This is a genomic window from Micromonospora sp. HB375, assembly GCF_017872985.1.
GTDB classification, from domain to species: Bacteria; Actinomycetota; Actinomycetes; order Mycobacteriales; family Micromonosporaceae; genus Micromonospora; species Micromonospora chalcea.
Genome location: NZ_JAGGJO010000001.1, coordinates 4,581,801 through 4,595,946, shown reverse-complemented (window position 1 = coordinate 4,595,946; position 14,146 = coordinate 4,581,801). Strand labels below are relative to the sequence as shown.

Annotated in this window: 1 protein-coding gene; it reads left to right on the top strand. The window is 75.7% G+C overall.

The window, feature by feature from the left end:
• Positions 1-5 precede the first annotated feature (5 nt).
• A complete protein-coding gene (locus tag J3R08_RS20600; RefSeq protein WP_209962513.1) occupies positions 6-14,132 on the top strand; it encodes a type I polyketide synthase in 14,127 nt (4,708 codons plus the stop codon).
• Positions 14,133-14,146 lie beyond the last annotated feature (14 nt).

The window sequence follows — 14,146 nt, the reverse complement described above, 5'->3', positions numbered from 1 at the left end:
CCACGGTGAGCAACGAGGACGAGAGGTACGTCGAGTACCTGAAGCGTACGACCTCGGAGCTGCGGCGTACCCGGCGTCGGCTGCGCGAGCTGGAGAGCCGGGACTCCGAGCCCATCGCCATCGTGGCGATGAGCTGCCGCTACCCGGGCGGCGTCGACAGCCCCGAGGCGCTGTGGCAGCTCGTGCACGACGGCGGCGACGGGATCGGGCCGTTCCCCGCCGACCGGGGCTGGGACCTGGAGAACCTCTTCCACCCCGATCCCGACCACCCGGGCACCAGTTACGTGCGCGAGGGCGGCTTCGTCTACTCCGCCGCCGACTTCGACGCCGACCTGTTCGGCATCTCGCCCCGCGAGGCCCTCGCCATGGACCCGCAGCAGCGGCTGCTGCTGGAGACCTCCTGGGAGGCGTTCGAGCGGGCCGGGCTGCCGCTGCCGGCCGTCCGGGGCAGCCGTACCGGCGTCTTCGTCGGGGCGTCGTCGCACGGCTACGACGGCATGATGGCGCAGGCCGAGAACGGCGAGGGCCACCTGCTCACCGGCAACGCCACCAGTGTCATCTCCGGCCGCGTCGCGTACACCCTCGGGCTGGAGGGGCCGGCGGTCACGGTCGACACGGCCTGCTCGTCCTCGCTCGTCGCCATCCACCTGGCCGCGCAGGCCCTGCGCAACGGCGACTGCGAGCTGGCCCTGGCGGGCGGCGTGACGGTGATGCCCACCCCGGCGGTCTTCGTCGGCTTCAGCCGGCAGCGCGGTCTCGCCGCCGACGGGCGGTGCAAGGCGTTCGCCGCCGGCGCGGACGGCACCTCGTGGTCCGAGGGCATCGGCATGCTGCTGCTCACCCGGCTCTCCGACGCGCAGCGGCACGGCTACCCGGTGCTCGCCGTGGTACGCGGCAGCGCGGTCAACTCCGACGGCGCGTCCAACGGGCTCAGCGCCCCGCACGGCCCCTCCCAGGTGCGGGTCATCCGCCAGGCCCTCGGCAACGCCCGGCTCACGCCCGAGCAGGTCGACGTGGTGGAGGCGCACGGCACGGGCACCCGGCTCGGCGACCCGATCGAGGCGCAGGCGCTGCTGGCCACGTACGGGCAGGACCGCGACGAGGCCGCGCCGCTGCTGCTCGGGTCGGTGAAGTCGAACATCGGGCACACCCAGGCAGCCGCCGGCGTGGCCGGTGTGATCAAGATGGTGATGGCGATGCGGCACGGCGTCGTGCCGCCCACCCTGCACGTCGACGAGCCGTCGCCGCAGATCGACTGGACCGCCGGGGCCGTCACCCTCGCCACCGCCGTCACGCCGTGGCCGGCCGTGGACCGGCCGCGCCGGGCCGCCGTGTCGTCGTTCGGCGTCTCCGGCACCAACGCGCACACCATCATCGAGCAGGCCCCGGCTCCCGCCGAGGTCGAGGCCGAGGCGACCACGCCGCAGTCCCGCACGGTGGCCCCCGTGCTGCTCTCCGCCCGCTCCGACGCCGCGCTCGCCGCGCAGGCCGGCCGCTGGGCCGCCCGGTTCGCCGCCGACGACACCCTCCGCCCGCTCGACGTGGCCTTCTCGTCGGTCACCTCCCGCTCCACCCTGGACCGTCGGGCCGTGCTGTCCGCGACCGGCCGCGACGACCTGCTCGCGGGGCTGCGCGCCCTCGCCGCCGGGGAACCGGCCGGTACGGTCGTGCTCGGTGCCGGGGTGCCGCGCGGCCAGCTCGCGGTGCTCTTCTCCGGCCAGGGCGCGCAGCGCGCCGGCATGGGCCGGGAGCTGTACGCCGAGTTCCCGGTGTTCGCTGCGGCCCTCGACGAGGCGTGCGGGCACCTGGACAGGGCCCTGCCGCGCCCGCTGCGTGAGGTGCTCTTCGCCGCCGAGGGGTCGGCCGACGCCGAGCTGCTGGATCAGACGGTGTTCACACAGGCGGGGCTGTTCGCCGTCGAGGTGGCGTTGTTCCGGTTGGTCGAGTCCTTCGGGGTCGTGCCGGATTTCGTGGGTGGCCATTCGATCGGTGAGGTCACGGCCGCGTGTGTGGCGGGGGTGCTGTCGCTGGAGCACGCCTGTGCGTTGGTGGCGGCGCGGGGCCGGTTGATGCAGGCGCTGCCCGCCGGGGGTGGGATGCTGGCCGTCGCGGCCACCGAGGCCGACGTGGCGGCCACGCTGGACGGGCTGGCCGGCGTGGGGATCGCGGCGGTCAACGGTCCGCAGGCTGTTGTGGTCTCCGGTGCCGTCGAGGCCCTCGACGAGGTGGAGCGGGTCTGGAAGGACCGGGGTGTGCGGACGCGTCGGCTCGCGGTCAGCCACGCGTTCCACAGCCCGCTGATGGAGCCGATGCTCGCCCGGTTCCGCGCGGTGCTCGACAAGCTCACCTTCGCCGCGCCGTCGCTGCCGGTCGTGTCGAACGTGACCGGGGCACTGGCCGACGCCGACGAGATCCGCACGCCCGACTACTGGGTGCGCCACGTCCGCGAGGCCGTCCGCTTCGCCGACGGGGTCGCCGCGCTGCGCGCCGCCGGGGCGGACACGTTCCTGGAGATCGGCCCGCGCAGCGTACTGACCGCGATGGTCGGCGACATCCTGCCCGCCGACGACGCCGTGCTGGCCGTCGCCGCGCAGCGCGCCGACCGGCCCGAGGCGCACGGGCTGCTGGCCGGGCTGGCCGAGCTGCACGTGCACGGGGTGGCGGTCGACTGGCGGCAGTGGTTCGCCGACACCGGCGCGCGCCGCGTGGACCTGCCCACGTACGCCTTCCAGCACCAGCGCTACTGGCCCGAGGTCGGCGGCACCGCCGTGACGGCCGTGCCGGGTGACGCCGCCGAGGGGGACTTCTGGGCGGCCGTGGAGCGTGGCGACCTGACCGGGGTCGCCGCCCACCTGGCCGTGCAGGACGACCCCGCGGCAGTGGAGGCGCTCGCCCCGGCCGTACCGGTGCTGTCGTCGTGGCGGCGGGCCCGGCAGCGCGACGCCGTGGTGGACGGCTGGACCTACCGGGTCGAGTGGGAACCCGTACGCCCCGCCGCCGTTCCGGCGCTGACCGGCCGCTGGCTCGTCGTCACCGCCGACAACGACGACGCCGGGGTGGCCGGCACGTTGACCGGTGCCGGCGCCCACGTCGACACCCTGACCGTCGCCCCGGGCGTCGATCGCGCCGAGCTGACCGGGCTGCTGCGCGGCCACGGCGAGCAGGGCTGGGCCGGCGTGCTCTGCGTGCTGCCCGCGACCGACCGGGCGCTGCCGGACGCCCCGGCCGTCTCCGTCGGCGCCGCGCTGCTGCTCACCCTCACCCAGGCGCTCGCCGACGCGGGCCTGCCCGGCCGGCTCTGGTGCCTCACCCGGGGCGCCGTGCGCGCCGGGGCCGGCGAGACCCTCACCGACCCGTGGGCCGCCCTGGCCTGGGGCCTCGGGCGGGTCGTCGCCCTCGAACAGCCGGACCGCTGGGGCGGCCTGGTCGACCTGCCCGCCCGCGCCGACCGCGCCACGGCCGACGCGCTGCTCGCCGTCCTCGCCGACGCCGGGCACGACCAGGTGGCGATCCGCCCCCAGGGCGTCCTCGGCCGGCGGCTGGTGCCGGCCGTGCCGCCGGTGGGTGTGGGTTGGCGGCCTGCCGGGACGGTGCTGGTGACCGGTGGTACGGGTGCGTTGGGTCGGCATGTGGCGCGGTGGTTGCTGGCGAACGGGGCCGGTGAGGTGGTCCTCGCCTCGCGGCGGGGTCCGGGGGCGCCGGGTGCGGCGGAGTTGGTGGCCGAGTTGGGTGCGGTGCGGGTGGTGGGGTGCGACGTCACCGACCGGGCTGCCGTCGAGGCTCTGGTCTCCGGGCTGCCGGAGCTGACCGCCGTCGTGCACACCGCCGGCGTGATCGACGACGGCGTCCTCGACGGGCTCGACCTGACCCGGATGCAGGCCGTCCTCGACGGCAAGGTCCGCGCCGCCCGGGTCCTGCACGAGGCCACCGCCCACCGCGACCTCGACGCGTTCGTGCTCTTCTCCTCCCTCGCCGGCGTCATCGGCAGTGCCGGGCAGGGCAACTACGCGGCGGCCAACGCCTATCTCGACGCGTTCGCGGCCTGGCGACGCGACCAGGGCCTGCCCGCCACCGCCATCGCCTGGGGCGCCTGGGCTGAGGACGGCATGGCCGCCGCCCTGACCGCCCGGCTCGCCCGGGGCGGGGTCGACGCGCTCCCCGCCGCCGAGGCCGTCACCGCCCTCGGCCGGCTGGTCAACACCGCCGAGCCGGCGGTCACCGTCGCCGCCGTCGACTGGGGACGCCTCGCCGCGTCCTGGGGCCGGCCCACGCCACTGATCGCCGCCCTGCCCGGGGTGCCCGCCGTGCCCACCGGTCCCGTCCGCGCCGTGGTGGTCGGCCGGTCCCTGCCGCAGCTCGCCGACCTCGTACGCACCCAGGCCGCCGTCGTGCTCGGCTACCCGGCCGGGCGGCCGCTGCCCGAGCGCACCTTCCGTGACCTCGGCTTCGACTCGCTCACCGCCGTCGAGCTGCGCAACCGGCTGACCGCCGAGACCGGTATGACCCTGCCCGCCACGCTGGTCTTCGACCACCCCACGGTCGCCGAACTCGCCGCCCACCTGCACGGCCTCACCGCCGGGCACACCACCGGCGAGGTGGTCGCCGACGGCACCGGCCGTGACCGCGAACCGATCGCCATCGTCGCCATGAGCTGCCGCTTCCCCGGCGGGGTCACCTCGCCCGAGCAGCTCTGGGACCTGCTGGCCACCGGCACCGACGCGCTGAGCCTGATGCCCGGCGAGCGCGGCTGGAACCTCGCCGAGCTGTACCACCCCGACCCCGAGCACCTCGGTACCAGCTACGTCCGGGAGGGCGGCTTCGTCGCCGGTGCCGGCGAGTTCGACCCGGCGTTCTTCGGCATCAGCCCCCGCGAGGCCCTCGCCATGGACCCGCAGCAGCGGCTGCTGCTGGAGACCACCTGGGAGGCGTTCGAGCGGGCCCGGATCGACCCGACCGCCCTGCGCGGCAGCCGCACCGGCGTGTACGTCGGCACCAACGGCCAGGACTACGGCTCGCTGCTGATGGCCACCGGGGATGTCGACGAGAACTACCTCGCCACCGGCACCTCCGCCAGCGTCATCTCCGGCCGGCTGGCGTACACCTTCGGGCTGCACGGCCCGGCCGTCACCGTCGACACGGCCTGCTCGTCGTCGCTGGTCGCGATGCACCTGGCCGCGCAGGCCCTGCAGACGAGGGAGTGCGACCTGGCCCTGGCCGGCGGCGCCACCGTGATGGCCACCCCCGGCATCTTCGTCGGCTTCTCCCGCCAGCGCGGTCTCGCCGCCGACGGCCGGTGCAAGCCGTTCGCCGGAGCCGCGGACGGCACCGGCTGGGGCGAGGGCGTCGGCCTGCTGGTACTCCAGCGGCTCTCCGACGCCCGCCGCGACGGCAACCCGGTCCTCGCCGTGCTGCGCGGCAGCGCCGTCAACCAGGACGGCGCCTCCAACGGCCTCACCGCCCCCAACGGCCCCGCCCAGCAGCGGGTGATCCGGCAGGCCCTCGCGAACGCCGGACTCACCGCCGAGCAGGTGGACGCCGTCGAGGCGCACGGCACCGGCACCACCCTCGGCGACCCGATCGAGGCGCAGGCCCTCATCGCCACGTACGGCCAGGACCGGCCCGCCGACCGGCCGTTGTGGCTCGGCTCGATCAAGTCGAACATCGGGCACACCCAGGCGGCGGCGGGTGTGGCCGGGGTGATGAAGATGGTGCTGGCGATGCGGCACGGGGTGCTGCCGCCCACGCTGCACGTGGACGAGCCCACCCCGCACGTCGACTGGACCGGCGGCAGCGTCGAGCTGCTCACCTCCGCCCGGCCGTGGGAGCCGGCCGACGGGGTACGCCGCGCCGCCGTCTCCTCGTTCGGGATCAGCGGCACCAACGTGCACACCATCCTCGAACAGGCCCCCGCCGACGAGCCGGAGCCCGGACCGGCGGCCGACGTGCCGACCGGGGAGCTGCCCTGGGTGCTCTCCGGGCGCACCGTCGACGCCCTCACCGCCCGCACCCGGGACCTGCGCGAGCACCTCGGCACAGTGGACGACGACGCGCTCGCCGACGTCGGCTGGTCGCTGGCCGCCACCCGCGCCGCCCACGACCACCGGGCCGTCGTCTTCGCCGCCGACCGCGACGACCTGGCCGCGTCCCTCGACGCGCTCGCCGCCGGCCGGCCCGGCCCGCAGACCGTCACCCGCGTCCCCGGCACGCCGGGCGAGGTCGCGTTCGTCTTCCCGGGCCAGGGATCGCAGTGGGCCGGGATGGCCGCCGAGCTGCTCGACACCGCCCCCGTCTTCGCGGAGACGTTCGCCGCCTGCGCCGAGGCGCTGCGCCCGTACGTCGACTGGTCACCGACCGACGTGGTGCGCGGCGCGCCCGACGCCCCGTCGCTGGAGCGCGTCGACGTCGTGCAGCCCACCCTGTTCGCGGTCAGCGTCTCGCTCGCCGCGCTCTGGGAGTCGTACGGGGTGCGCCCCGGAGCCGTCGTCGGCCACTCCCAGGGGGAGATCGCCGCCGCGTACGTCGCCGGTGGCCTCACCCTCGACGACGCGGCGGCCGTGGTCGCGCTGCGCAGCCGGATCATCGCCGGCATCGCCGGGGACGGCGGCATGGTCTCGGTCGCCACCACCGCCGACGAGGCCACCGCGACGATCGCCCGCTGGGCCGGCCGCATCGCCCTGGCCGCCGTCAACGGACCCACCTCCGTCGTGGTCTCCGGCGACGGCGCCGCCCTCGACGAGCTCGTCGCCCACTACGAGTCCCACGAGGTGCGGGTGCGCCGCGTCCCCGTGGACTACGCCTCCCACTCCGCGCACGTCGAGCAACTGCGCGAGCAGCTCCTGGAACTGCTCGCCGGGCTGCGGCCCCGCACCGGCGAGGTCCGGTTCCGCTCCACCGTCGAGGGGGACTGGCTTGACACCGCCGCCCTCGACGCCGACTACTGGTACCGCAACCTGCGGCAGACCGTCCGCTTCGATGAAGCGGTACGCAGCCTCGTCGCCGCCGGCTACCAGACCTTCGTCGAGGTCAGCGCCCACCCCGTGCTGACGATGGCCACGCAGGAGAGCGTCGAGCTGGCCGCCGCCGACCCGGACGCGGTCACCGTCACCGGCAGCCTGCGCCGGGGCGAGGGCGGCCTCGGCCGCTTCCTGCGCGCCCTGGCCGAGGTCTGGGCCGGAGGTACGGCCGTGGACTGGCGGCCCGCCTTCGCCGGCCTCGCCGGGCGTCGCCTCGACCTGCCCACGTACCCGTTCCAGCGGCAGCTCTACTGGCCGCAGCCGTCGACCGCGCCCGCCCCCGCGGTCGGGACCGCCGGTGCCGTGGCCGACGACGAGGTCGACGCCCGGTTCTGGGCGGCCGTCGAGGCGGAGGACCTGACCGCGCTCACGGCTGAACTCTCCGCCACGACCGAGCCGGGGCCCGTCCCGGAGACGGCGTTCGCCGACGTGCTGCCGGTGCTCGCCGCCTGGCGTCGCCGGCACCGCGACCAGGCCACCGTGGACTCGTGGCGGTACCGGGACAGTTGGACGCCCGTCGCCCCCGACGCCTCCGGCGAGCCGGCCGTCACCGGCACCTGGTGGCTGCTGACCGGCCCCGACGACACCGGCGCGGCCGAGGCCGGCTTCTGCGCCGAGGCGTTGCGGCGCCACGGCGGCACCGTCGTACCGCTGGCGCTGGACGCCGACCGCACGGACCGCGTGGCGCTCGCCGCCCGGCTGCGCGACCTCGCCGACGGCGGCCCCCGCCCCGCCGGGATCGTGTCGCTGCTGCCGCTCGACGAGACGCCCGCCCCGGCGTACCCGTCCGTGCCGGTCGGTTTCGCCGGCACCGTCACCCTCGTGCAGGCGCTCGGCGACGCCGGCGTCCGCGCGCCCCTGTGGTGCCTCACCCGGGGCGCCGTCGCGACCGGCCCGGCCGACCCGCTGCCGCACCCGCTCCAGCAGCTCACCTGGGGCTTCGGCCGGGTCGCCGCGCTGGAGCACCCGGACCGCTGGGGCGGCCTCGTGGACCTGCCCGACGAGCTCGACGACGCGGCCGGCCGCCGGCTCGTGCGCGTCCTCGCCGGTGCCGACGGGGAGGACCAGGTCGCGCTGCGGTGGGCCGGCGCGTTCGGCCGGCGACTGCTGCACGCCCCGCTCGGCGACACGCCCGCCCCGCGTGCCTGGCGGCCCTCCGGCACCGCCCTGGTCACCGGCGGCACCGGCGCGCTCGGCGGGCACATGGCCCGCTGGCTCGCCGCCAACGGCGCCGCGCACCTGGTGCTGGTGAGCCGGCGCGGCCGGCAGGCCGAGGGCATCGCCGACCTCGAGGCCGAGTTGGTCGCACTGGGCGCCCGGGTGACCGTCGCCGCCTGCGACGCCGCCGACCGCTCGGCGCTCGCCGCCGTCCTCGCCGACCTGCCGTCCGAGCACCCGCTGACCACAGTCGTGCACACCGCAGCCGTGCTCGACGACTCGGTGATCAACTCGCTGACGCTGGACCAGGTCGACTACGCGCTCAGCGCGAAGGTCACCGCCGCACTGAACCTGCACGAGCTGACCCGCGCGCTGGACCTCGACGCGTTCATCCTGTTCTCGTCGATGGCCGGCACCGTCGGCAGCTCCGGCGTGGGCAACTACGCCCCCGGCAACGCGTTCCTCAACGCCCTCGCCGAGCACCGCCGCGCCCTCGGCCTGCCCGCCACCTCCATCGGTTGGGGCGCCTGGGGCGGCGGCGGCATGGCCGACGGCGAGTTCGGCCGGATGCTGCACCGCCACGGCGCACCCGAGATGCCGCCGCGGCTCGCCGTCGCGGCCCTGCACCAGGCCGTCGAGCACGACGAGACGTTCCTGACCATCTCGAACATCGCCTGGGAGCGGTTCTTCGTCGCGTTCACCGCCACCCGGCCCGGCCCGCTGATCTCGGAGATCCCCGAGGCGCAGCGGTTGCAGGCCACCAAGGGACTGGCCGAGACGAAGGAGACCGACGAGGCCGGCCCGGCCGGCGCGTTCACCCGGATGAGCGCCGCCGAGCGCCAGCAGGCGCTGCTCGACCTGGTCCGCGACCAGGCGGCCACGGTCCTCAGGTACGCCGACGGCCAGGCCGTCGACCCGCACCACGCGTTCCGCGACCTCGGCTTCGACTCGGTGACCGCGGTGGAACTGCGCAACCGGCTCGCCACCGCCACCTCGCTGCGGCTGCCGGTGACCCTGGTCTTCGACTACCCGTCGCCGACCGCGCTCGCCCGGCACCTGCACGAGGAACTGGGCGGGGAGGCCGCCGTGGCCGTCGAGGCCGCCCCGGTGGCGTTCGGCGACGACGAGCCGGTGGCCATCGTGGCCATGTCCTGCCGCTTCCCCGGCGGGGCCAACGATCCCGAGCGGTTCTGGCAGATGCTGCACGCCGGCCGCGACGCGGTGTCGGACCTCCCCGGCGATCGGGGTTGGGACGTCGAGCGCCTCTACGACCCCGACCCCTATTCCACCGGCACCTCCTACGTCCGCAGCGGCGCCTTCCTCTACGAGGCGGCGGAGTTTGATGCCGGTTTCTTCGGGATTTCCCCCCGCGAGGCGTTGGCCATGGATCCGCAGCAGCGGTTGTTGCTGGAGGTTTCGTGGGAGGCGGTCGAGCGGGCAGGGGTTGCGCCTGGGGTTCTGCGGGGTTCGCGAACAGGGGTGTTCGTGGGCACGAATGGTCAGGACTATGGGGCCCTGCTGATGGTGGCGGGGGACGAGGTGGAGGGCTTCGCGGGAACGGGCAACGCCGCGAGTGTGGTGTCGGGTCGGGTGGCGTACGCGTTGGGGTTGGAGGGGCCGGCGGTGTCGGTGGACACGGCGTGTTCGTCGTCGCTTGTGGCGTTGCACCTGGCGGTGCAGTCGCTGCGGCGTGGCGAGTGCGACCTGGCCCTCGCCGGCGGCGTGACCGTGATGGCGACGCCCGGGCTGTTCGTGGAGTTCTCCCGGCAGCGGGGCCTGGCGGCCGACGGCCGGTGCAAGGCGTTCGCGGCGGCTGCGGACGGCACGGGCTGGGGCGAGGGTGTGGGCGTGCTGCTGGTGGAGCGGTTGTCGGACGCGCGGCGCAACGGTCACGAGGTGCTGGCGATCGTGCGGGGCAGTGCCGTCAACCAGGACGGCGCCTCGAACGGGCTGACCGCCCCGAACGGTCCCTCGCAGCAGCGGGTGATCCGGCAGGCGCTGGCCTCGGCGCGGCTCTCCGCGGCCGATGTGGACGTGGTCGAGGCGCACGGCACCGGCACCACGCTCGGTGACCCGATCGAGGCGCAGGCCCTGCTCGCCACGTACGGGCAGGAGCGCGACGAGCCGCTGCTGCTCGGCTCCGTGAAGTCGAACATCGGCCACACCCAGGCCGCCGCCGGCGTCGCCGGCGTGATCAAGATGGTGCTGGCGATGCGCGAGGGCGTGGTTCCCGCGACGCTGCACGTGGACGAGCCGTCGCCGCACATCGACTGGACCTCCGGGGCCGTCGAGCTGGCGATCGAGTCGCGGCCGTGGCCGGCCGTGGACCGGGCGCGCCGGGCGGCGGTGTCGTCGTTCGGAATCTCCGGCACCAACGCCCACGTCATCATCGAACTGCCCGAGGACCTCCCCGCCGAGAGCGTGGAGCCCGACGGCGAGGCCGCCGAGGATCGCAGCCCGGGGCTCGTGGCCTCCGACGTCGTCGTCTGGGCGGTGTCGGGGCGGTCGAAGGGCGCGCTGGCCGGTCAGGCCGCCCGCCTGGCCCGGCACGTCCGCGCGCACGCCGACCTCGACGCGGCGGCGGTGGGCTGGTCTCTCGCCGTTACCAGGTCGGTGTTCGACCAGCGGGCGGCTGTGGTCGGGTCGGGCGTGGAGGAGTTGCTGGCGGGGCTGGACGCTCTGGCGGCTGGTGCGCCGGCGGGGAACCTGGTCACGGGTACGGCCGTCGGGACGAGTGCGGTGTTCGTGTTCCCGGGTCAGGGTGCGCAGTCGGCGCGGATGGCGGCCGGTCTGGTGGGTCGGACGCCGGTCTTCGACGCGCGTCTGGCGGAGTGCCAGCGGGCCCTGGCCCCGTACCTCGATGTGGACCTCGTTGCGGTGTTGACCGGTGACGACGAGTCGTGGCTCGATCGGGTCGAGGTCGTGCAGCCGGTGCTGTGGGCTGTTGGTGTGGCGCTGGCGGCGGTGTGGCAGTACGCGGGTGTGGTTCCGGCTGCGGTGGTCGGTCACTCGCAGGGTGAGATCGGCGCGGCGTGTGTGGCCGGGATTCTCTCCCTGGAGGACGCGGCGAAGGCGGTGGCGTTGCGGTCGCGGGCGCTGACGGTGCTGCGGGGCACGGGGACGATGGCGTCGGTGGACCTGTCGGCGGAGGCGGTGGCCGAGCGGCTGCCGGCGTTCCCGGGTGTCGGGGTGGCGGCGGTGAACGGTCCGTCGACGGTGGTGGTGTCGGGTCCGCCGCAGCCGGTCGCGGATCTGGTGGAGGCGTGTCAGGCCGACGGGGTGCGGGCGCGGTTGATCCCGGTGGACTACGCGTCGCACTCGGTGGCGGTGCAGGATGTCGCGGAGCAGTTGCGCGCCGACCTGGCCGACGTGACGCCGCGACAGGGCAACGTCCGGCTCGTCTCCACCCTCACCGGGGACTGGGTGGACCCCTCCTCGATGTCGGCGGACTACTGGTACGACAACCTGCGGCAGACCGTCCAGTTCGAGGCCGCCGTCCGGGTGGCCGTCGAGGCGGGTCACACGACGTTCGTCGAGATCTCACCGCATCCGGTGCTGACGATGCCGGTCACGGCGATCCTGGACGACGCCGGCGCGACCGGGCACACGCTGGGCAGCCTGCGGCGCGGTGACGACGATCCGACGCGGCTGCTGACCAACCTCGCCACCGCCCACGCGATCGGCCTGCCCGTCGACCTGACGGCCGTCCTCGCCGAGACCGACGTGGTGGCACTGCCCACCTACGCCTTCGACCGCAGCCGCTTCTGGCCCACCGCCGTGACCGGGCAGGACGGCGCCGAGGAGACCCCGAGCGGCGTCGACGCCGCGTTCTGGGCGGCCGTCGAACGCGAGGACCTGGCCGCGCTCGCGGAACTCACCGAGCAGGACGCGACGGAATCCCTGGAACGGCTGGGCGGGGCCCTGCCCGTGCTCGCCTCCTGGCGACGCCGCCAGCGCAACCGGTCCGCCCTGGACGACCTGCGCTACCGCGCCGTCTGGCAGCCGTACACCGGCACGCCCGTCAGCTTCCTCCCCGGCGCCTGGTGGGTGATCGCCGACGCGCGGCACCCGGAGGAGGGCGAGGCCGCCGTCGCCGAACTGTCCCGCCGGGGCGCCGACGTCCGGCTGGTGTCGCTGCCGGAGAACCTGACCGACCGGGCCGCCCTCACCGCGCACCTGAGCGGTGTCACCCGTACCTCCGACGGCGGAACGGCCCCGGTCGACGGGGTGCTGTCCCTGCTCGCCCTCGCCGACGGCGCGGTCGACGACACCCAGCCGGTGCCGCCGTTCCTCGCCCGGTCGCTGGCGCTGATCCAGGCGCTCGGGGACCTCGACGTCGCCGCGCCGCTGTGGTGCGTCACCCGGGGCGCCGCCGGCACCACCCGGGGCGGCACCGCCGGCCGCCCGGAGCAGTCGCTGCTCTGGGGCCTCGGCCGGGTCGTTGCCCTCGAACACCCCGAGCGGTGGGGCGGCCTGGTCGACGTACCGGCCACCCTGGACGACCACGGCTGGGACCTGCTCTGCGCCGCCCTCGCCGGCCTCGACGGCGAGGACCAACTGGCGGTCGACGGCGCCACCGTCCTGGTACGCCGGCTGGTACGCGCGCCCGGCGGCGAGGCGCCCGCCGATGACGCCGGCTACCCGGGCACGACGCTGGTCACCGGCGGCACCGGCGCGCTCGGCGCGGAGGTGGCCCGCTGGCTGGCCGCCCGGGGCGCCGAGCACCTGATGCTCGTCAGCCGCCGCGGCGCGGACGCCCCCGGCGCCACGGCACTCGTCCGTGAGCTGACCGGGGCGGGCACCCGGGTGACCGTCGCGGCCTGCGACGTGGCCGACCGGGCCGCGCTGGCCAAGCTGCTCGACGAGGTGCCCGCCGACGCGCCGCTGACCACCGTCGTGCACGCCGCCGGCGTGCTGGAGGACGGGGTGCTCGACGGGCTCACCCCCGACCGGCTCGCCACCGTCCTGCGACCCAAGGTGCTCGGCGCCCTGCACCTGCACGAGCTCACCCTCGGGCGGGAACTGCGCGCGTTCGTGCTGTTCTCCGCGATGGCCGGCCAGCTCGGCGCCGCCGGTCAGGGCAGCTACGCCGCCGCCAACGCCTACCTCGACGCGCTCGCCGAGCAGCGGCACCGCCAAGGCCTTCCGGCCACCTCGGTCGCCTGGGGCCCCTGGGCGGCCGGCGGGATGGCCGCCACCGACCAGGCCGTCGAGGAGCGCCGCCGGCGTACCGGCGTGGCCCGCCTCGACACCGCGCTCGCGCTCACGGCGCTCGCCCAGTGCGTCGCGCGGGGCGAGCCGGCGACGATGGTGACCGAGATCGACTGGGCCCGCTACGTGCCCGGCTTCGTGGCCGTGCGGCCCAGCCCGCTCATCGCGGGTGTGGCCGAGGCACGGCGGGCCGTCGCCGAGCGGGCCGAGGACACCGGCGTCTCCGCGGAGTCCCTGGCCGCCCTGCTCGCCGGGCAGACCGACGCCGAACGACGCAAGACCCTGCTGGAGCTGGTACGCGGGCAGGCCGCCGCGGTGCTCGGGCACGCCTCGATGGACGCCGTCGAGCCGGACCGGGCGTTCCGCGAACTCGGCTTCGACTCGCTGACCGCCGTGGAGCTGCGTAACCGGCTCACCGCGGCGACCGGCGTGCGGCTGCCCGCCACCGTGGTCTTCGACTACCCGACCGCCGCCGGGCTGGCCGAATACGTGCGGGCCGCGATCGTCGACGGCGGCGTGGCCGGGGTCGCACCGGTCTTCGGTGAGCTGGACAGGTTGGAAGCGGCACTCTCCGGCTCGGCGCCGGACCGCAGCGCCCGGATTCGGATCACCGAACGGCTGCGGGCGCTGCTGGCCTCCCTCAACGGGGCCGACGCCCCGGCGGACGGCGACACCGTCGCCGAGAAGCTCCAGGACGCGACGCCGGACGAGGTCTTCGACTTCATCGACCGCGAGCTGGGGATGTCCTGACGTGATCGCTGCTG